Annotated in this window: 22 protein-coding genes; 6 read left to right on the forward strand and 16 right to left on the reverse strand. The window is 41.0% G+C overall.

The features are described from left to right. Positions 1-90: 90 nt before the first annotated feature. From msrP to METVE_RS0110355, 4 genes are all read left to right on the forward strand, one after another. Positions 91-1140 (forward strand): protein-methionine-sulfoxide reductase catalytic subunit MsrP, encoded by a 1050-nt coding sequence (gene msrP / locus METVE_RS0110340; RefSeq protein WP_020168407.1) that lies wholly within the window; start codon positions 91-93, stop codon positions 1138-1140. A gap of 52 nt (positions 1141-1192) precedes the next feature. Continuing rightward, on the forward strand, positions 1193-1837 hold the full coding sequence (locus tag METVE_RS0110345; protein ID WP_020168408.1) for a sulfite oxidase heme-binding subunit YedZ: 645 nt from the start codon (positions 1193-1195) through the stop codon (positions 1835-1837). Positions 1838-1901: 64 nt separating this feature from the next. After that, positions 1902-2411, forward strand: coding sequence for an HvfX family Cu-binding RiPP maturation protein (locus METVE_RS0110350; protein ID WP_020168409.1), 510 nt, complete (start codon positions 1902-1904; stop codon positions 2409-2411). Positions 2412-2614: 203 nt separating this feature from the next. Next, positions 2615-2914, forward strand: a complete 300-nt coding sequence (locus tag METVE_RS0110355) for a hypothetical protein (RefSeq protein ID WP_020168410.1) — start codon at positions 2615-2617, stop codon at positions 2912-2914. A 769-nt stretch (positions 2915-3683) separates the two neighbouring features. Here METVE_RS0110355 and METVE_RS0110365 read toward each other — a convergent pair. The 16 genes from METVE_RS0110365 to METVE_RS0110445 all read right to left on the reverse strand — a co-directional run bounded on the left by METVE_RS0110365 (position 3684) and on the right by METVE_RS0110445 (position 16499). Next, complete coding sequence (locus tag METVE_RS0110365) at positions 3684-4061, reverse strand: hypothetical protein (RefSeq protein WP_020168412.1); 378 nt, start codon at positions 4059-4061, stop codon at positions 3684-3686. A 103-nt stretch (positions 4062-4164) separates the two neighbouring features. Further along, the gene (locus METVE_RS0110370) at positions 4165-4929 is read right to left on the reverse strand and encodes an MBL fold metallo-hydrolase (protein ID WP_020168413.1); all 765 of its coding nucleotides are present in this window, start codon (positions 4927-4929) and stop codon (positions 4165-4167) included. A 3-nt stretch (positions 4930-4932) separates the two neighbouring features. Next, on the reverse strand, positions 4933-5709 hold the full coding sequence (locus METVE_RS0110375) for a TatD family hydrolase (protein WP_020168414.1): 777 nt from the start codon (positions 5707-5709) through the stop codon (positions 4933-4935). Positions 5710-5810: 101 nt separating this feature from the next. Beyond that, positions 5811-6191, reverse strand: coding sequence for a PilZ domain-containing protein (locus METVE_RS0110380; protein ID WP_020168415.1), 381 nt, complete (start codon positions 6189-6191; stop codon positions 5811-5813). Positions 6192-6201: 10 nt separating this feature from the next. Beyond that, on the reverse strand, positions 6202-7185 hold the full coding sequence (holB, locus tag METVE_RS0110385) for a DNA polymerase III subunit delta' (RefSeq protein WP_020168416.1): 984 nt from the start codon (positions 7183-7185) through the stop codon (positions 6202-6204). A 62-nt stretch (positions 7186-7247) separates the two neighbouring features. Then, positions 7248-7856, reverse strand: coding sequence for a dTMP kinase (tmk, locus tag METVE_RS0110390; protein ID WP_020168417.1), 609 nt, complete (start codon positions 7854-7856; stop codon positions 7248-7250). A 55-nt stretch (positions 7857-7911) separates the two neighbouring features. After that, entirely contained in the window at positions 7912-8913 is a 1002-nt protein-coding gene (mltG, locus tag METVE_RS0110395; protein ID WP_020168418.1) for an endolytic transglycosylase MltG, read from the reverse strand. A gap of 2 nt (positions 8914-8915) precedes the next feature. Then, entirely contained in the window at positions 8916-9755 is an 840-nt protein-coding gene (pabC, locus tag METVE_RS0110400; protein ID WP_020168419.1) for an aminodeoxychorismate lyase, read from the reverse strand. A gap of 135 nt (positions 9756-9890) precedes the next feature. Further along, entirely contained in the window at positions 9891-11126 is a 1236-nt protein-coding gene (fabF, locus tag METVE_RS0110410) for a beta-ketoacyl-ACP synthase II (protein WP_020168421.1), read from the reverse strand. A gap of 156 nt (positions 11127-11282) precedes the next feature. Next, positions 11283-11519: an acyl carrier protein gene (gene acpP, locus METVE_RS0110415; protein ID WP_020168422.1), complete on the reverse strand. Its 237-nt coding sequence runs from the start codon at positions 11517-11519 to the stop codon at positions 11283-11285. Positions 11520-11672: 153 nt separating this feature from the next. Further along, on the reverse strand, positions 11673-12413 hold the full coding sequence (fabG, locus tag METVE_RS0110420; protein ID WP_026362108.1) for a 3-oxoacyl-ACP reductase FabG: 741 nt from the start codon (positions 12411-12413) through the stop codon (positions 11673-11675). Positions 12414-12455: 42 nt separating this feature from the next. Further along, complete coding sequence (gene fabD, locus METVE_RS0110425; protein ID WP_020168424.1) at positions 12456-13382, reverse strand: ACP S-malonyltransferase; 927 nt, start codon at positions 13380-13382, stop codon at positions 12456-12458. 54 nt (positions 13383-13436) lie between these two features. Continuing rightward, on the reverse strand, positions 13437-14396 hold the full coding sequence (locus METVE_RS0110430) for a beta-ketoacyl-ACP synthase III (protein ID WP_020168425.1): 960 nt from the start codon (positions 14394-14396) through the stop codon (positions 13437-13439). Next, positions 14393-15457 carry a phosphate acyltransferase PlsX gene (gene plsX, locus METVE_RS0110435; RefSeq protein WP_026362109.1) on the reverse strand — a complete coding sequence of 355 codons (1065 nt, stop codon included), beginning with the start codon at positions 15455-15457 and terminating at the stop codon, positions 14393-14395. Before plsX ends, METVE_RS0110430 begins: the two co-directional genes overlap by 4 nt. A 217-nt stretch (positions 15458-15674) precedes the next feature. Continuing rightward, positions 15675-15854 (reverse strand): 50S ribosomal protein L32, encoded by a 180-nt coding sequence (gene rpmF / locus METVE_RS0110440; RefSeq protein WP_020168427.1) that lies wholly within the window; start codon positions 15852-15854, stop codon positions 15675-15677. Between the two features lie 126 nt (positions 15855-15980). After that, positions 15981-16499 carry a YceD family protein gene (locus tag METVE_RS0110445; RefSeq protein ID WP_232496451.1) on the reverse strand — a complete coding sequence of 173 codons (519 nt, stop codon included), beginning with the start codon at positions 16497-16499 and terminating at the stop codon, positions 15981-15983. 111 nt (positions 16500-16610) lie between these two features. Here METVE_RS0110445 and METVE_RS0110450 point away from each other — a divergent pair, with 111 nt between their 5' ends. Next, complete coding sequence (locus tag METVE_RS0110450) at positions 16611-18029, forward strand: acetyl-CoA carboxylase biotin carboxylase subunit (protein ID WP_020168429.1); 1419 nt, start codon at positions 16611-16613, stop codon at positions 18027-18029. A 29-nt stretch (positions 18030-18058) separates the two neighbouring features. Beyond that, positions 18059-19918, forward strand: coding sequence for a sodium-extruding oxaloacetate decarboxylase subunit alpha (gene oadA / locus METVE_RS0110455; RefSeq protein WP_020168430.1), 1860 nt, complete (start codon positions 18059-18061; stop codon positions 19916-19918). Positions 19919-20019: the final 101 nt, after the last annotated feature.

The following is a 20019-nucleotide window of genomic DNA, read 5'->3' on the forward strand; positions in this document are numbered from 1 at the left end:
ACGACTAATCGGTATTAATTCATCTGTACTGATTTATCACTACCAGTTTAAAAGTAGCGACCAAACCAGTTAATTTAAGGCGACCTATTCATGATTATTCTGAGCAAATCCAAGCTAAATCCAAGCAATATTCAGCCATCTGAAATTACACCGCGCGAAGTGTTAGAAGACAGACGCGGCTTTTTAAAAACGGCTGGCTTTGGCTTAGCTGCGGGTTCTGCGCTATTTTTATCTGGCAAAACGCAAGCTGGTACCATTGCTAATGACGTAGTAAATGAGACAGCAGGGCGTGCAAATACACCTATCGAAAAAAATACGTTTAAAGCTGGTGCTCGGCAAAAAATAGCGGGTTACAGCAAAACGGCTTATGGCGCAGGCGAGAAACTCACGCCATATGAAGATATCACCACTTACAATAATTACTACGAATTTGGCACTGGCAAGGGCGATCCAGCCATTGAAGCGACTTTATTTAAGCCACGCCCATGGACGATTAGCATAGAAGGTAATGTTAAAAAAGCCAAAACCATTAGCATTGAAGATTTACTCAAATTAGCCCCTTTGGAAGAACGCATTTATCGCATGCGTTGTGTAGAGGGCTGGTCAATGGTGATTCCGTGGGTCGGTTTGCCGTTAGCTAGCTTGATTAAATGGGCAGAGCCAACCAGTAACGCCAAATACGTTGAATTTATCTCAGCGAATGATCGGCTAACCATGCCTGGCGTGCGTTCACCGATATTAGATTGGCCATATACCGAAGGCTTGCGGATGGACGAAGCAACGAATCCACTCACGTTGCTGGCTGTCGGTTTGTACGGCGAATATCTGCCCAATCAAAATGGCGCGCCTGTGCGGTTAGTCACGCCTTGGAAATACGGATTTAAAGGCTCGAAAGCCATTGTTAAGATTAGATTCGTTGAAAAAATGCCGTTAACCACTTGGGTAAAAGCAGGGCCAAGTGAATATGGTTTTTATGCCAATGTGAATCCAACAGTAGATCATCCACGTTGGACGCAATCATCAGAAAAACCAATCGGTGGCGGTTTGTTTGGTGGACGCATCAAAACCAAAATGTTCAATGGTTATACAGAACAAGTTGGTCAGATGTATGCAGGTTTAGATTTAAAGAAAAACTTCTAATTTTTAATGGTTAAGTATTCGTTTTAACTTATTAACTATTTAAAATAAATGCATGAATAAAAAGACTATTATTTTATTAAAAGTCGCTATATGGATATTTGCACTTTTGCCATTAGCACGTCTTATCTGGTTAGGTGTTCATGATGATTTAAGTGCGAATCCAGTGGAATTTGTAGAACGTTCTACTGGCACTTGGGCGCTGGTTTTCCTGTTAATTACGCTGAGCATGACGCCAATTCGTTTGCTGACAGGGCAGATATGGCAGATTCAACTCAGACGAATGTTCGGCTTATGGATGTTCTTTTACGCCTGCCTGCATATCACAACCTATATTTGGCTGGATTATTCGTTCTTATGGGCGGATATTGTCAAAGACATTATCAAACATCCTTATGTCATCGTGGGTTTCAGCGCATTTGTGCTGACTATTCCATTAGCGGTAACTTCCAATAGCTATATGATCAAACGCTTGAAAAAGAACTGGAAAAAATTACATCAATTGATTTATGTAATTGCCATTCTGGCTATCTTGCATTTTTGGTGGCTGGTCAAAAAAGACGTTACGGAGCCATTTTATTATGCCGCTGTGTTAATCATTCTGTTTGGAATTCGGCTTTATTATCAATATTTAAGTAAAAAAAGTGTTAATAACAAACCATCATCAAACCCTAAAATGGATATGAAAAAAGTCATGTAAGGCTTTTTAATTTGAATCGACTAATCCTTTAATTAAACCAACAATTATATTAAGGGATTCAAAAATGTCGTTATTCAATCAGTCCATCAATTTATACCAAATCATCAGTGAAAAGCTCGAAGCGCTAGGCTCATGGCTGCCGCAGCTGTTTTTAAGGCTTATATTAGCGTGGGAATTTGGCGAGGCGGGCTTTGAAAAACTACACGGCATCAATTGGTTCGCCGACATTAATTTCCCTTTTCCATTCAATCTATTACCGCCAGATATCAGTTGGCATATCGCCACTTTTTTCGAAATCGTCGGCGCATTTGCATTAGCCTTTGGCATAGCAACCCGATTTTTCTCAATCTCACTCATTATCTTAACCATCGTCGCCATTGCCGCCGTTCATTGGCCAGAACATTGGAACACGCTGTCAGAACTGCTCAAAGGCTATCGCATTTCAGATTCCGAACAAGACGGCTTCGGCAATTACAAATTACCGCTTTTGTACATAATCATGTTCATACCATTACTATTAAACGGCGCTGGTAAGTTGAGTGTTGATCATTCGATTAAACGTTTTATTAGATAGTATTGCCTTTAAATGGGCGTTTTCAGTGTTTTGTTTAATCAAGCCCTTAATTGGGCTTTTTTATTGCAGAGTGCGTACTTAATGTTTAAGCGTGCGCTAGCGCGTAGAGCGTTAAGTTTGTCGTCCGCTAGATTTATATTACGGACGACTTACAACCAAAACATATAAAATTTAGGTCAAATAAGAACTAATAAATAATAAAAATGATTTACGGATTTAAACATCGAGCTTTAACCGAAATACCTAAATGGGCTGGCAATTTGCATTTTCCTTATTGGATGATAAGGGTTGAAGGGCGCAATAAAGCAAAGCGTAGGCGTTACTATAGAGCCGTCTTAAAAGAAAAGATTAGACTTGTTGAGTCAGGTATACCTATTGAGCATGTTAATGCTGTTTGTAAGTACTTAGTAAGTCACCGAAAATCATCTGCTGATAACCTCGATAAAGTTTTAGCAGAGCCGGTTCGCCAACTACAGTTGAATTTTATTATTACCTTTAAGTAATCATTTAACGCTCTGTGAACGATTTTAATTAAATATTAATGGTAAACCTAAGGTTTTGCTAAAATAATGCTTTATTTCTCCACTTATTTTAACGAAACACAATAAGTTGTGTTAATGTTCTATTTTCACTCATACATCTTGATGTTTGAAATGAAAAAACCCAAAGAAAGTATTTAACAGTCTTTGGGTTTAGTGGACACGTCAAGTAATTTAACGTATCGGTTGGGAAGCTTGATACTAAACAGATTTTAAATTTTTTTCAACGTAATTGTAAAAATTTTGAATCTTTGTTGCTTGATTTGTCCTCTTTTTAAAATTTTTATCATAAAGGACTAATATCATGCCGCAATACGTACTTAACAGAAATGCACAAAGCAATGGTGATCATGAGGTACACAATAAGACTGTACCTTGCAACATTTACACTTTTCCACGGCCTGAAAACCAAATAGACTTAGGTTATCACTCAAATTGTCATGATGCAGTTGCTTACGCAAAATCACAACATCGTTTGGCAAGAATAAACGGATGTGCTTACTGTGCGACTGTATGCCATACATCTTAGAAATTAAGCTCTAAATATAAAGCCACTCAAAAGGTGGCTTTTTTATTGTCTGTTGATTGCTATGTTTGATTCATTGTAAATATCATCGTTTGCAGCCTCATATACTTCAGAGTATATTTTACATAATATACATTATACGAAGTGACGTAGATATAACTAAAGAGGGCTGCGAATATTGCAGCCCTCTTTAGTTATATCGATGGATTAACGGTTATTAAAGAATGCGATGTTCATCGCGCGGTCATTCACGTATGTGATCTCAGTTTCTTTATAAGTATTTTTTTTGTCGTATTTAACAATATTATTGTAATACCACATTTCTACTTTAACTGGTTTTTTGCCTTTTTCGCCGTCTGTGTTTTTACCAATGACGACACTTGCGTTGGTTGGTTTTACTGATAATTGTTTTTTTGCTGGCTCACCTAATGCTTCAACAATCACTTTTTTTGATTTGCCGCTGAATTTGTTTAAAAATTCATCTTCAGTGTAGGTTTTACCAGCGGCATTTACAACGCCTGCAAGGCCTATTGTTAATATGCCGGCGATTAATACGATTGCAGTTTTGAAGTTATTTTGTTTCATTCGTTATTCCTTGATTCTAGATTTTTAATGATAGTGCCTTGCTAATAACTGACTAACGTTATAAGTTGGTTAACTGTTGACGCGTACTTACTAAATGTTAATTTTAGCTAAATGTTAATTTTAAGCCATCGTAGCCAGCAAAAACCCGTTCAGGCAGCTTGGCTGATAAGGTTTCATATTCTAAATCATGCGTCATGTGAATCATATAACTTTGTTTTGCATTGATGCGACTGATGTAATTTAAACTTTGTTCCATATTAATATGCGTTGGATGCGAGGTTTCGCGCAAGCAATCCAGCAACAAAATATCCAAACCGTTGAGAAAATCAAAAGAGGATTCGGGAATCTCAGATACATCGGTTAAATAAGCCAAATTGCCTATTCTGTAGCCGAAAATACGACTTTTCCCGTGCATGATTGGTATTGGGGTAACCAGTGTGTCAAACAGCTCAAAAGGCTGTTTAATCGCTTCTGCACGTAATACTGGTAAATCCCAAAAATTACACGGCTCACGCAGTGTGTAGCCAAATTTGGCTTGAATATGCGCGACTGCATCTTCATTGGCAAATAGCGGTATTTGCTCACGTTGTATCTGACAAAAGGCGCGCAAATCATCAATGCCATGTAAATGATCGGCATGCGTGTGCGTGTATAAAACGGCATCGACTCGTGTAATATTTTCACGCAATGCTTGATTGCGTAAATCAGGGCCTGTATCTATCAGGATATTTTCACCATTAGGCAGTGTGATTAAACTCGAACAGCGTGAACGCTTATTGCGCGGATTAGTGGATTGGCAAGTGGCGCACTTGCAGCCAACTACGGGGGTTCCAGCGCTTGAGCCTACGCCTAATAATGTAATCTGCATTGTTTAATTCAACTGTTTTGCATGTTTAAACAAGGTGAAAAAATTGGCTGTTGTGGCGTTCATCACTTCATCTAAACTAATGCCGCGTAAATTTGCGATTTCTTGCGCCACATATTTCACATAAGCTGGCTGATTGGTTTTGCCGCGAAAAGGAATCGGTGCTAAATAGGGTGAATCTGTTTCTACTAACAGTCGATTCAATGGAATAGCTTGTGCGACAGCTTTTATTTGTGTGGCGTTTTTAAAAGTGACGATGCCTGAAAATGAGATATAAAAGCCCATTTCAATTGCGGCCAAAGCCACTTCCAGGTTTTCAGTAAAGCAATGCATCACACCGCCAACTTGGTTTGCGCCCTCTTCTTGCATAATGCGCAAAGTGTCTTCAGCGGCGCTTCTGGTATGAATAATCAAAGGTTTGTCGGCTAAAATAGCCGCTCTAATATGCGTGCGAAAGCGCTCGCGCTGCCATTCTAAATCCCCTGTTAATCGAAAATAATCTAAGCCTGTTTCACCAATGGCGACAATTTTTGGGTGTTTTGATAGGTTAACTAATTGCTCTACGGTCGGCTCTTGAATATCTTCATAATCTGGATGCACGCCAACAGAGGCGTAAAAATTATCAAACTGTGATGCTAGATTCAATACTTCAGGAAATTTGTCTAACGTGACAGAAACGCATAATGCGTGCCCTACTTGCGCGTCAGTCATCGACTGCCTGATCGCGTCAATATTTTCGGACAATTCAGGGAAATTCAGATGGCAGTGTGAATCGACTAACATAAAGTGAACCTACTTAAATGATTGGCTTAACGCTAAATATTGAGCTGTTTTATACGTTAAGTTTAACTATTTAGGCTTACGTATGAGGCTTAAATAGCAAATTACATGGTGTGTGTGGCGCGATTAGATTTTAAAGTACTACCTAAAATCGCTTCAATTTTATTTCTCACTTCAGAGCCGCCATCTTTTTCGCTGAATTGTACGCCAATACCTTGCGGACGATTTGCTGATGCAGTTGGCGTTGTCCAAACGACTTTTCCGACCACTTTTAATTTAATCGGATCATCAACCAAACTCAACAACATAAAAACTTCTTCACCCACTTTAAAGTTTTTATTGGTAGGAATAAACAAACCGCCGCCTTTTATATAAGGCATATAAGCAGCGTATAAAGCCGACTTTTCTTTAATAGCCAACGACAACACGCCGGGCTTATTAATGGATTGGTCTGTGATTGGGTTGATATCTGCTTGCGTGCTCATAAGATTAAAGTCAATTAAAGATTTTAGTATAGTGCAAAAGCATATTTTCTAATTGCATTTCATTGCTCAGCGGATGATTGGCCATTTTTTTTGCATCGGATAATCTTTGCTGAAAACTCATCAATAAATTTAAGTTTACGCCTTTGCACAAGGCTTGCAAAGCCTTTATATGCTGTGCGTGATATCGCGATTTTTGCGTCAATTTGTACGACATCAAATCAAAAATCCATTTCTGCAAGGTATCAATTGCGCGCTCCATTCCAAGCGCTAAAAAAGCCGGTGCACAAGCAAAAGGTTGCAATTGCGCGCCCAACGTTAATTGATTGATTAGCGCTATTAATGCATCGTTATCATCTGCAGCCTGTAATGCTGCCAAAGGCGCCCCACCTGCATAATCTAGCAACAACTCTGCGTTTTTAACACCCTGCTCATTTAACCAATTAAGCGCCTCAGGCTTGCTTGGCAACGGCATATCGATCGCTTGGCAACGGCTGGTAATGGTCGCCAATAAACGTTGTGGCTGATGACTAATCAGTAAAAACAATGTGTTAGCTGGCGGCTCTTCTAACATTTTCAACAACGCATTGGCTGAAGCGATATTTAAAGTTTCTGCTGGCGATATTAATATCACACGGTGATGATTGACTTGGTGCGAAGATAAACTCAAATAATCAATCAGTTGACGAATCTGCGCGACTGAAATCTGACTTTTTTTAGTGGCTTTTTTCTTAGGCGCATCTTCACTAGTGTCTGCATCTTCAGGGCTAATTAAGCGAAAATCTGGATGATGCATCTCTTTAAACCACACACAGCTGGCACAAACACCGCAAGCGTGCGTATCAATTGGCGCATCACATAAAAGATTGCCTGCTAATTCAAGCGCAAAATCTTGTTTGCCAGTTCCAGCGCCACCACGCAAAAGTAATGCATGCGGCAGATTTTTACGCTGCTGCATAATATGCTGCCATTGTTTTGTTTGCCAGCCGTAAATCATTTAGTAGTTATCATTTATTAATCATTTTTTATGGTTAAATTATTTTTAAATTACATTTAAAATCAAACAATTGAAATAACTTTCTCAACTAAAACTTTCACGTTTTCTATTGGTTGATTAGCATCAATAATATGAAAAATATCCGGGTTTTCTGACGCTCTTTGTAAATAAGCTTGACGTAATTTCTCAAAAAACTGCGCGTTTTCACGTTCAAATTTATCCGGTTCGCGCGCACTGGCTAATCTTTTAATACTCACTTCAACCGGCACATCAAATAGTAAAGTCGCATCTGGCCGCAAATCGCCTTGCACCCAATTTTCTAATTGTTTGATCTTTTCTGGTAGCACGCCTTTTGCACCACATTGATAGGCATAAGTGGCGTCAGTGAATCGATCTGACAGCACATAAGCACCGCGCGCTAATGCAGGCTCAATCACATTGGCGATATGCTCACGCCTTGCTGCAAACATCAATAGCGTTTCAGTTTCGGCATGCATCGATTCGTGCAACAATAATGTACGCAACTGCTCGCCAAGTGCTGTTCCACCTGGCTCTCTGGTTGAAACCACTTCTACACCACGCGCTTGAAGCAATGCCACGATAGTTGGAATATGCGTGCTTTTACCTGCGCCATCCATGCCTTCTAACGTAATAAATTTACCTTTTTTCAATGTCTGACTTTCAATGCCTGATTTTTAAATAACTCACTCATTTTATCTACCATAATTATTTATTGGCTTTAATTTGGTATTGATAAACAGCGCGATTATGCTCTGCCAAAGAATTAGAAAACACGTGACTACCATCGCCCTTGCCCACAAAATATAAGGCTTTTGTTTGTTCAGGATGTAAAGCCGCATCAATAGAAGCTAAGCCTGGCATCGCAATCGGCGTTGGCGGCAAGCCCGCACGTGTATAAGTATTGTGAGGCGTATCTTTTAACAGATCTTTGCGGCGAATATTGCCATCATATTGATCGCCCATGCCATAAATAACGGTAGGATCAGTTTGCAAGCGCATACCAATGCGTAAACGATTCAGAAAAACACCTGCAATCATTGGGCGTTCAGAGGCTTTTCCTGTTTCTTTTTCTATGATTGAAGCCATGATTAACGCCTCATAAGTGGATTTATAAGGCAGATTCGGTGCCCTATTCTCCCAAGCTTTATTTAATTTTGCCTGCATGCCGTCATAAGCACGTTTTAATATCACCGTATCCAGCGTACCTCTATCAAAATAAAAAGTATCGGGGAAGAATAGACCTTCTGCATGCGCCTCACCTTTTCCAACAATTGCCATTACTTTTGCATTGGATAAATCTTGAATGGTGTTTTTAATCGCATCATTTTTAATCAATTTTGCACGCATTTCTTTAAAGGTTTTGCCCTCAATAAAGGTAATGCTGCCTTGCGTTGTCTTTCCATGATTGAGCGATAACAATAGCTGATAAGGCGTGATATTTTTATTAAGCGTATAGTCACCCGCCTGCAAATACGATTCTTTTCTGAGTACTCTTGCCAATACAACAAATGGCAACGCACTACGCAGAACCTTTTGATCGACTAACTGGTTGGCGATGCTATTTAAGCTACTTTTAGGTTTAATATTGATTTCTTGTGCTTGCGGTGTCAGTTTGAGCGATGTTTTGGCGTAATAGAACATCCCGCCAGCCAGTAAGATACTAATAAGCAAAGTAAATATTACGGTTGTCTTTAAAAAACGCATCATGCTTAAAGCTTTTCTTTCAAAATTTTCCTTATATCGGCCGCTAAAGACGTCAGCGCCCAACTCTTATGCTGAATACTTTTTACCTGAAAAGCGCCATATAAACTATTGGTGACGATCACTGTGTCCGCCATAAATAATCGCTCTAGATTAAATGACTCAATTTTTACTGTTAACCCAATTAGATGTGCCAAATTTATGATGCGTTGCCGCGTAATGCCTGCAATGCCACATTGAGTCAAGCTTGGCGTAGTCAGTGTATTGCCATTACAAATAAAGATATTCGCTGATGTGCATTCAATTACCTGCTGGTCGCTATCCAACATAATGCCATCTAAAATATTCGCGTCTGTCCACTCCATGCGCGCCAAGACATTTTCTAGGCGATTTAGATGCTTAACTCCCGCCAACAAAGGTTGTGCGGCTATAGGTGTTTTACAAATCTGTAAATTGACGCCCTCACTAAAATAACTGTTTGGATAAGTTGGCACATCCGTTTTAATCAGCGCACGCAGAGGGCTGGTAATGGCGGGCGGTGCATAACCACGCTCACCCTCGCCTCTTGTGATGATTATTTTAACAACTGCAACCGAATTTTCGGTGATTTCTTGCTCTGTAAATAGTTGCTGCAAGTCGCTGATTAACAATTCCGCACTAGGGCAAACAATTTTAATCGCAGCACAATCGGCAACCAGTTTTTGATAATGTTGCGGCCAACATTCAGGCAAACCGTTGCGTATAATCATTGTGCGAAATACGCCATCGCCATAGGCAAAGCCGCGATCAAGCGGTGAGATAGCGTAATCAAAACTGCCGTTGACGATGTAGGTTTGTGTGTGCAACATGATGCGCAATTAAACCATAGCTTGCGTCAATTAAAAAGCCTGCAAGTGCTTAATTTGCAGGCTTTTAGACAATACGCGCTTATTAAAAAGCTTGTGTTTTTAATACTGATTACTTTAACTTATATTTTCTTAAGCTTATATTTTTTTAAATACTAAACTACCATTCGTACCGCCAAAACCAAAATTGTTTTTAAGCGCATAGGTGATTTTCATATCTCGCGCCGTATTGGCACAATAATCCAAATCGCAATCAGGATCTTGGTTGAATATATTAATAGTCGGCGGTGAGATTTGATTGTAAATAGAAAGCACGGTAAATACCGATTCTAAACCGCCTGCGCCGCCTAATAAGTGGCCTGTCATCGATTTAGTTGAGTTCACGACCAATTTATATGCATGATCACCGAATGTCGCTTTAATGGCGTTTGTTTCGTTGGCATCGCCCAGCGGTGTTGAAGTGCCGTGTGCGTTCATAAACTGTACTTGGTCTGGGTTAATGCCCGCATTTTTCAATGCATTTACCATACTGCGGCGTGGACCATCCATATTCGGCGCCGTCATGTGATAGGCATCTGCACTCATGCCATAGCCGGATAACTCAGCGTAGATGCGCGCACCACGTGCTTTGGCATGCTCATATTCTTCTAGCACCAACACACCTGCACCCTCACCTATTACAAAACCGTCACGGTCTTTATCCCACGGACGGCTTGCAGTTGCAGGGTCATCATTGCGATTGGATAAGGCGCGCGCAGATGCGAAACCACCTACACTTAATTCTGTAATCGCAGCTTCAGCACCACCTGCTACCATCACATCGGCATCGCCGTATTCAATCATACGCGCAGCATCACCAATCGAGTGAGTGCCTGTGGTACAAGCTGTCACAATCGCCACATTTGGGCCTTTTAAGCCAAACATAATGCTTAAATTGCCTGAGATCATATTAATGATTGTGCCAGGGATGAAAAAAGGTGAAATCTTGCGTGGGCCGCCTTCATCATAGCTATCGTTGGTGGATTCAATAAGCCCTAAACCACCGATACCTGAGCCAATCGATACGCCAATACGTTCTGCGTTTTGTTCGGTGACTTCAATACCAGAATCTTTAAATGCCTCAATGCCAGCAACTAAGCCGTATTGAATAAAAGTATCCATACGACGTGCTTCTTTTGCAGATAAATAATCTTCGGCATTAAAGTTTTTTACTTCGCCAGCTATTTGTGAAGAAAAGGCAGTCGGATCAAATTTAGTGATGCGTGTGATGCCAGATTGGCCTTTAACTAGGTTTTCCCAAGCGGTTGATGTGCCGATACCAACAGGGGAAACAACGCCCAAACCAGTAATGACAACGCGACGTTTTTGGCTCATAGATTAAATCCGATGCTTAAATTTCGTGGCAAGAAAACCATGCTTTGATGCATAGTTTTGATATTTGCTCTACCTAATGTTTTTACAACATGTTGTTGCTTAAACAAAGAATCAGCCCTCAAAACGTGAGGGCTGAAAATGTAGGGTGTATTGAATTTATTTGAGGTTTGCGTTGACGTAGTCAATCGCTTGTTGCACTGTTGTGATTTTTTCCGCTTCATCATCTGGAATTTCACAGTCAAACTCTTCTTCAAGCGCCATTACTAATTCCACTGTATCCAATGAATCAGCACCTAAATCATCTACAAATGATGATGCATTTTTTACATCTGCTTCATTTGCACCTAATTGTTCGCAAACGATTTTTCTTACACGTTGTTCGATGTCAGACATCTAAATACCCCTTTGATTAAAAAATTAGCAACTTACATCAGCATAGTTAGGCTAAGTGCGTATTCTAACAAAACTCTAGAATAAAACAAAAAAGCTTTTTAAACTTAATGATGATTGCTTAACAAAACTTGTCCAAAATTGGCATAAACCAACTTAAGCCATGTACATCCCACCATTCACATGAATGGTTTCACCAGTAATATATGCCGCGTTGGGAGATGCCAAAAATGCTACTGTTGCTGCGATTTCTTTTACATTACCCAAGCGCGCAAGCGGCACACGCTCAAGCATTTTGGTTTTAATAGCTTCCGGCAATTCTGCCGTCATATCGGTTTCAATAAAACCTGGCGCGACACAGTTAACTGTAATATTACGGCTACCCACTTCTGAAGCCAATGATTTAGTAAAACCGCTCATACCTGCTTTTGCTGCAGCATAGTTGGTCTGACCTGCGTTGCCCATATGCCCTACTACGCTTGAAATACTGATAATACGGCCTGTGCGTGCTTTCATCATCGGGCGTAAAACCGCTTGGCTCATGCGAAATACCGATTTTAAATTGGTTGAAATCACCGCATCCCAATCTTCATCGCTCATACGCATCAATAAAGTATCCTTTGTAATACCTGCGTTGTTCACTAATATCGATATATCGCCGAATTGCGTGGCGATTTCTTTTAATATTTTTTCTACCTGTGCCGCATCATTTACATTTAGAGCCATACCAACACCAGTAATGCCTACTTGTTTGAAATTGGCTGTAATACTTTCTGCGCCACTTACACTTGTTGCAGTACCAATAACAGCTGCACCTTGTTGACCAAGTTCTGCTGCGATTGCAGCGCCAATACCGCGACTAGCACCTGTAACCAAAGCAATTTGACCACTTAATATTTGAATGTTAGACATTAAATAGACCTTTTAATTAATTGATTTTTAATAATTATTTTTAAACTCTAAAATTGCTTCATTTGAAACGAGTGCAACGCACGGAAGCTCTCTAATAATGCGTTTGGTTAATCCTGTTAACACTTTTCCTGGGCCACATTCTGCGGCAGTCGATATGCCTTTTGCATAAATCGCTTGCACGCTTTCTACCCAACGAACAGGACTATAAAGTTGGCGCACCAATGCTTGTTTGATTTCATCCGCAGTTGCGTAACTGGTCACATCTGCATTATGTATAACAGGTATTTTCGGCGTATTAACCGTTACATCAGCTAAATATTGTGCGAGTTTTTCTGCCGCAGGTTTCATCAAAGCACAGTGCGAAGGCACGCTCACAGGCAAAGCTAACGCACGTTTTGCGCCTTTGGCTTTTGCCAACTCCATGCCGCGCTCTACCGCTGCTTTATTACCTGCAATCACCACTTGACCTGGCGAGTTGAAGTTAACAGGTTCACATACTTCATTTTGTGCAGCTTCAACACAAACAGCGCGCACAATATCATCATCCAAACCCAATATAGCAGCCATTGCGCCCACACCTTCTGGTACTGCACTTTGCATGACTTCAGCACGATATTTAACTAAGGGCAATGCATCAGCAAAAGTGATTGAGCTTGCTGCGACTAAAGCCGCATATTCACCCAAACTATGACCAGCGAAAATACTCGGTTGCTTGGCACTTTCGTTGAGATATGCACGCCAAGTCGCAATATCGGCAACAAGCATTAACGGCTGTGTATGTTGTGTTAAATTCAGCAACTCATTTGGTTCTGTCGCCATTGCCCAAAAATCAACGCCTAAAATGTTAGATGCTTCAACAAACGTTTGTTTAATAACAGGATTATCGCCAAATCCGCTCATCATACCAACGGATTGTGAGCCTTGGCCCGGGAAGAAAAATGCAAATTGACTCATGGTTTTAATTCTTTAATTTTTAATTAATTAGATTTATAAAATATGAATGAATGCTTAATAACGAATAAGCGCTGAGCCCCAGGTAAAACCGCCACCAAAAGCCTCCATTAAAATGACATCCCCACGTTTAATGCGACCATCGCGCACTGCAACATCAAGCGCCAACGGAATAGATGCGGCAGAGGTGTTGCCGTGTTTATCAACTGTAACAACTACTTTATCCATACTTAATTCTAATTTTTTAGCAGTCGCTTGCAAAATGCGAATATTTGCTTGATGTGGCACTAACCAATCGATATCACTTTTTTGCATGCCATTCGCAGCCAATGTTTCGTCGACAATTTGATCCAAAGTATTCACTGCCATTTTAAAAACAGCGTTACCTTCCATCAATACTGTGTCTGGCCCGTTGGCATTTCGCGGCACGTGCAGCATTTTTTCATAATTACCATCGGCATGTAAATGCGTGGAAATAATGCCTGTTTCAGCTGAAGCTTGTAAAATAACAGCACCAGCACCGTCGCCCCACAAAATACAATTCCCTCTATCGGTGTAATCTGTAATACGTGAAAACGTTTCTGCGCCAATCACTAACACACACTTTGCACTGCCCGCTTTAATAAAGTTATCAGCGGTTGCCAGCGCATAGACAAAACCACTACATACTGCTTGAATATCAAATGCTGGACAGCCGGAAATGCCTAGTTTGCTCTGCACCATTGTCGCAACGCTTGGAAACACTTTATCTGGCGTGGTGGTTGCAATCACAATCAAATCAATGTCATTGGCATGAATGCCTGCACTTGCAATTGCGTTTTGCGCAGCAATAAACGCTAAGTCACTAGTAAACTCATTTTCAGCAGCAATATGTCTTTCGCGGATACCGGTGCGCGTAAAAATCCACTCATCAGTGGTATCCACCATTTTTTCTAAATCCGCATTACTTAATATTTTTTGCGGCAAATAGCTGCCAGTGCCAGTTATTTTTGCATAAATAGGACTGGATTGAATCATGCGTTAATACCTTCTTCTGCTAAATTATCTGCATTTGATGCGATATTTTGTGGCTGTAAATGTTCGATTTCTAATTGCTCTGTAATGCGGCGCAAAACGCCACTACGCGCTTCTTCAATCGCAACATGCAATGCGTAATAAAAAGCTAATTCATCTGCTCCGCCATGGCTTTTCACCACAATACCGCGCAGACCTAAAAAGCTCGCACCGTTGTAGCGACGCGGATCTAAGCGATTTTTAAACGCTTTTAATACTGGCATCGCGCCTAGCGCCATTAATTTAGTCAGCCAGTTTTTTTTGAATTCCATCGTTAAAAACTTGCCCATCATATGCGCTAAACCTTCGGTGGTTTTAAGTGACACATTGCCTACAAAACCATCACATACGACCAAATCAGTTGTGCCTTTAAAGATGTCATCACCTTCGATATTGCCATAAAAATTAAGATGGCTAGCGCGCAATAGTTCAGCCGCCTGCTTAACCACTTCATTGCCTTTAATATCTTCAGAGCCAATATTCAACAAACCAACCGTTGGATTAGCTTTATGCTCAACACAACTGACTAACATTGCCCCCATTACCGCAAACTGCAACAAGTGTTCTGGTGTACAGTCGGCATTGGCACCCAAATCCAGCATGTAGGTTTTACCTTTTTCTGAAGGCAAAGAAGAGGCAATGGCAGGCCGATCAATACCTGGCAATGTTTTTAAAACAAAACGTGCAGTAGCCATCAGCGCGCCAGTATTGCCAGCGCTTACACAGGCATTCGCCTCACCAGACTTTACTAAGTTGATGGCCACGCGCATCGAGGAATCTTTTTTATTTTTTAAAGCGCTTTGCGGTGATTCATCCATCGATACAACTTCTGTTGTGTGATGAATACGCAAACGAGGGCTGGTGCTAGATTTATGGGCTTTTAATTCAGCTTGAATCGCATCTTCTAAGCCGACCAGCACAATATTAAGCTGTGCATCTTCTTTAAGTGCCCTTAAAGCTGCAGGAACGGTTACGTGAGGGCCGTGATCGCCACCCATCGCATCTATCGCAATTGTAATATCCATTAAAGTATCAAATATCAGATTCAGATGTTTGCCGACGATTAGGCCAGCAAACAATAATTTAGGGGATGAAACGCAAAATGCGCACAAATGCTAAATGTGCAAACGCCGCACTGTTTAGAGTACGGCGCATTTGTTCCAGCTATTTGATTAATCACTGTAATTTAAGTGTTGCGGTTTAATTACTTAGGTTTTAATCAACAAAAACTAGAGTAAGGGCTTATTCGCCTTTAGTCGACAATACTTTACGACCACGGTAATAGCCAGTTGGGCTAACGTGATGACGTAAATGTGTTTCGCCTGTTGTTGGCTCAACTGCTAAAGGTGGATTAACTAAAAAGTCATGTGAACGGTGCATACCACGTTTAGAAGGTGACTTTTTGTTTTGTTGAACTGCCATGATAAAACTCCAATAAATGCTTTAAGCAAATGCGTTAAATAGCTAATTCAGCATTATAATTTATTTTATTGCACTGTGCAAATAGAAGCGCGCATTGCAAGAAAGTGCGGTCGTGTTAGGTAATGATTAACTGGATTTTTTTGCAAAATCTTTAAGCACCGCAAAAGGATTCGGCTTCTCTCCACTTTGCTTAGTATATTGTATACATTCTTGCTGGTTCACTGCCGAATGGACTGGTGCAATTGGAAACGCAATTAATAACTCATCTTCAATCACTTCCCACACGTGCATTTCACGCGCGGATTCCAGCCAATCTAAATCATCGCTTTCATCAAAACCAGCGGGTTCTGAATCGCTAATCAAATAATCAAAATCTAGCTTTAATGGCACTTTCATTTCATTTAAACAGCGCTGGCAAATAGCTGGCAACTCCGCATCTATCGTTAAATGCAAACTGGGCTGGCTGAATTTTTTAGCTTCACCTATTAATGTAAAGTGTATTTTTGCTGTTTGTTGACGTTCAATTTTTAACACCAATAAGTCGTTAAGTCTTTGCAGCGAAGTCAATTCAACGCTTCCTGAAACGATTTGTTCAGATACTGCAAACTCAAGATTGTTAATCAATAGTGGTTTCATTATGGCCATTAATTTGTTCATTTTTCATCAATCAAGCCATTTTTTGGCTTTGTACTTATTTTGTAGACTGCGCCTGCGTGTTACAATCGGTCAGTTTGTTGCATATCTTTAAGGGTTCAAGTGTTCAAAAAAATTCTTGTTGCTAATCGGGGTGAAATTGCAGTGCGTATTGTACGCGCTTGCTCCGAAATGGGCATTAAATCTGTCGCTATTTATGCTGAGGCTGATCGCCATGCCTTGCATGTAAAAAAAGCTGATGAGGCTTATAACATCGGCACCGATCCGGTTGCTGGCTATTTAAACGCGCATAATATCGTCAACGTGGCGGTCGCTGCTGGCTGTGATGCCTTGCATCCTGGCTATGGATTTTTATCAGAAAATCCAGAGTTAGCAGAAATCTGCGCGCGCCGAGGCATTAAATTTATTGGGCCTACTTCTGCAGTTATCCGTCAAATGGGCGATAAAATCCAAGCGCGTAATGCAATGACTAAAGCTGGCATTCCATGTACGCCAGGTAGTAATGGTAACCTTGAAAATTTAGATGAAGCAGTCAAGTTAGCTAGTAAAATTGGCTATCCAGTGATGTTAAAAGCCACTAACGGCGGTGGCGGTCGTGGCATTAGACGTTGTGATTCCGAAAAAGAACTATTGGGCAATTACGACCGCGTAATTAGTGAAGCCAGTAAAGCCTTTGGTAAACCAGAAGTGTTTTTAGAAAAATGTGTTGTCGCACCGCGCCATATTGAAGTACAGGTATTGGCAGATAGCCGTGGCAATGTGATTCACCTATTTGAGCGCGATTGCTCTATTCAGCGACGCAATCAAAAATTGATCGAAATCGCGCCCTCACCTCAGTTAAGTCAGGCGCAACGTGATTATATTGGTGGATTAGCTGTAAAAGCGGCCAAAGCTGTTGGCTATGAAAATGCAGGCACAGTGGAGTTTTTGCTGGATTCAGATAATCATTTTTACTTCATGGAAATGAATACACGTCTGCAAGTAGAGCACACCGTGACTGAAGCGATTACTGGTGTCGATATCGTGCAAGAGCAAATTCGCATTGCCTTTGGTTTGCCGCTACAGTACAAACAATCTCAAATTAGCTTCCGCGGTTTTGCGATGGAATATCGCATTAATGCCGAAGATCCTAAAAATGATTTCTTACCTAGTTTCGGCAAAATCACGCGTTACTACTCACCTGGCGGACCAGGCGTGCGAATGGATGCAGCGATTTATACGGGTTACGTCATTCCGCCTTATTACGATTCTATGTGCGCCAAATTAACGGTTTGGGCATTGGATTGGGAAGGCGTTGTAGAACGAGGTCGCCGTGCTTTGGGCGATATGGTAGTTTATGGCGTTAAAACGACCATTCCTTATTATCAAGAAATTATGAAGCACCCTGATTTTAAGAATGCACAATTTAATACCAGCTTTGTAGAAACACACCCAGAGCTGACTAATTACGCAACCGAATTGCCGCCAGAATTGATTGCTGCCGCTATTTCTGCAGCGATTGCGGCACATGAAGGCATTTAAAAAAAGTATTTAATAGAAGACGATTGATTATGAGCAAAATACAACTTACCGAACTCGTTTTACGTGATGGTCACCAATCGATGATTGCCACACGCTTGCGCACTGAAGATATGCTACCGATTTGCAGTCAGCTAGATGCGATTGGTTTTTGGTCGCTGGAAGCTTGGGGCGGCGCCACATTTGACGCCTGTGTGCGTTATTTAAAAGAAGATCCATGGCAACGCTTAACCAAGTTGCGTAAAGCCTTGCCAAACAGCCAAATCAACATGTTATTACGTGGTCAGAATCTACTGGGTTATCGCCACTATTCTGATGATGTCGTGCATGCATTTGTGCAAAAATCTGCTGACAATGGTGTCGATGTATTCCGTATTTTTGATGCGATGAATGACACGCGTAATTTGCGTGAAGCGATTAATGCCGTTAAAAAAGTTAAAAAACATGCTATCGGCACGCTTTCATATACCACCAGCCCAGTCCACGATATTGCTTATTTTGTTGCGATGGCAAAAGAGCTGGAAAGTATGGGTTCAGATAGTATCGGCATCAAGGATATGGCGGGTTTGTTAACGCCACAAGTCGCTGCTGATCTAGTGAAAGCGCTTAAAGCTGCGGTAAGTTTGCCTATTCATGTGCATAGTCATGCCACTTCTGGCTTGGCTAGCATGGTGTTACTAAAAGGCATTGAAAACGGCGCTGATATTATTGACACCTGTAATTCATCTTTTGCAGAAGGTGCAAGTCATCCAAGTACGGAAAGTATGGTCGCAGCGTTGGCTGGCACTGAATATGACACCGGTATAGACTTGGGTAAACTTCAAGAAATCACCGCTTATTTCCGCGAGACACGTAAAAAATACTGGCAATTTGAAAGTGATTTTACTGGCGTCGATACACGCGTTTTAGTCAACCAAGTACCAGGCGGCATGATTTCCAATCTATCAAACCAGCTTAAAGAACAAGGCGCGTTAGACCGCATAGATGAAGTGTTAGCCGAAATTCCTCGCGTACGTGAGGATTTGGGTTATCCGCCATTAGTCACGCCAACATCGCAAATCGTTGGCACGCAAGCTGTATTAAATGTGATGACGGGTTCGCGTTATAAGTCTGTCACCAATGAAGTAAAAAACTATTTACTTGGCCAATATGGACAATCTCCAGCGCCAGTAAATGAAGCGGTGAAACAACAAGCGGTTGGCGATGCAAAAGTGATTACTTGCCGCCCTGCTGATTTATTAGAGCCTGAAATGGTTAAGTTGCAGGCGGAATCTGATCGCATTGCAAAAAATGAAGAAGATGTTTTAACTTACGCCATGTTTCCAGATATTGGCAAAACATTTTTGCAAGAACGTAATGCCGGCAGTTTAAAACCAGAGGCTTTATTAACCAAAGAAGCTGCTCACACAAGCGCTTCACGCTTTGCGCCTAACGAATTTAACGTAACGCTACATGGTGAAACTTTCCATATCAAACTGACTGGTAGCGGCCACGAAGGTGAGGATTTACGCCCATTCTATGTTTCAGTAGATGGCATTGCAGAAGAAGTGATTGTTGAAACTCTAAGTGAAATTGAAGTTTCCAGTAACGGTGCAACCAGTAATGGCGCAAAAAGTGTAGATAAGAAAAAAGCGGGCTCAAAAACCGCGAACGGCCGCCCTCGCCCACACCATGCTGGTTGCGTAACAACTGCTATGCCAGGAACGATTGTGGCTGTAAAAGTAGCGGTTGGCGATAAAGTAAAAGCAGGCGATGGTGTTTTAGTGATTGAGGCGATGAAAATGGAAAATGAGATTCAAGCTTCTAAAACAGGTACTGTGGTTGCAGTGCATGTCACGAAAGGCGACACAGTAACGCCAGATGAGTCATTACTTGAAATTCAACCTGAATAATATAGCGTGTTAACCATTTTAAAGCCGATAGTTAACATACTATCGGCTTTAGTTTTTTTAAAAAGATAAAATACATTCTTAAATTAAAGTCTTAAATTAAA

This window comes from Methylotenera versatilis 79 (genome assembly GCF_000384375.1).
In the GTDB taxonomy this organism is placed as follows: Bacteria; Pseudomonadota; Gammaproteobacteria; order Burkholderiales; family Methylophilaceae; genus Methylotenera_A; species Methylotenera_A versatilis_B.

Coding starts and splice junctions, on each gene's coding strand:
- msrP (WP_020168407.1), top strand. CDS start 91: ATGATTATTCTGAGCAAATCCAAGCTAAATCCAAGCAATATTCAGCCA.
- METVE_RS0110345 (WP_020168408.1), top strand. CDS start 1,193: ATGAATAAAAAGACTATTATTTTATTAAAAGTCGCTATATGGATATTT.
- METVE_RS0110350 (WP_020168409.1), top strand. CDS start 1,902: ATGTCGTTATTCAATCAGTCCATCAATTTATACCAAATCATCAGTGAA.
- METVE_RS0110355 (WP_020168410.1), top strand. CDS start 2,615: ATGATTTACGGATTTAAACATCGAGCTTTAACCGAAATACCTAAATGG.
- METVE_RS0110365 (WP_020168412.1), bottom strand. CDS start 4,061: ATGAAACAAAATAACTTCAAAACTGCAATCGTATTAATCGCCGGCATA.
- METVE_RS0110370 (WP_020168413.1), bottom strand. CDS start 4,929: ATGCAGATTACATTATTAGGCGTAGGCTCAAGCGCTGGAACCCCCGTA.
- METVE_RS0110375 (WP_020168414.1), bottom strand. CDS start 5,709: ATGTTAGTCGATTCACACTGCCATCTGAATTTCCCTGAATTGTCCGAA.
- METVE_RS0110380 (WP_020168415.1), bottom strand. CDS start 6,191: ATGAGCACGCAAGCAGATATCAACCCAATCACAGACCAATCCATTAAT.
- holB (WP_020168416.1), bottom strand. CDS start 7,185: ATGATTTACGGCTGGCAAACAAAACAATGGCAGCATATTATGCAGCAG.
- mltG (WP_020168418.1), bottom strand. CDS start 8,913: ATGATGCGTTTTTTAAAGACAACCGTAATATTTACTTTGCTTATTAGT.
- pabC (WP_020168419.1), bottom strand. CDS start 9,755: ATGTTGCACACACAAACCTACATCGTCAACGGCAGTTTTGATTACGCT.
- fabF (WP_020168421.1), bottom strand. CDS start 11,126: ATGAGCCAAAAACGTCGCGTTGTCATTACTGGTTTGGGCGTTGTTTCC.
- acpP (WP_020168422.1), bottom strand. CDS start 11,519: ATGTCTGACATCGAACAACGTGTAAGAAAAATCGTTTGCGAACAATTA.
- fabD (WP_020168424.1), bottom strand. CDS start 13,382: ATGAGTCAATTTGCATTTTTCTTCCCGGGCCAAGGCTCACAATCCGTT.
- METVE_RS0110430 (WP_020168425.1), bottom strand. CDS start 14,396: ATGATTCAATCCAGTCCTATTTATGCAAAAATAACTGGCACTGGCAGC.
- plsX (WP_026362109.1), bottom strand. CDS start 15,457: ATGGATATTACAATTGCGATAGATGCGATGGGTGGCGATCACGGCCCT.
- rpmF (WP_020168427.1), bottom strand. CDS start 15,854: ATGGCAGTTCAACAAAACAAAAAGTCACCTTCTAAACGTGGTATGCAC.
- METVE_RS0110445 (WP_232496451.1), bottom strand. CDS start 16,499: ATGGCCATAATGAAACCACTATTGATTAACAATCTTGAGTTTGCAGTA.
- oadA (WP_020168430.1), top strand. CDS start 18,059: ATGAGCAAAATACAACTTACCGAACTCGTTTTACGTGATGGTCACCAA.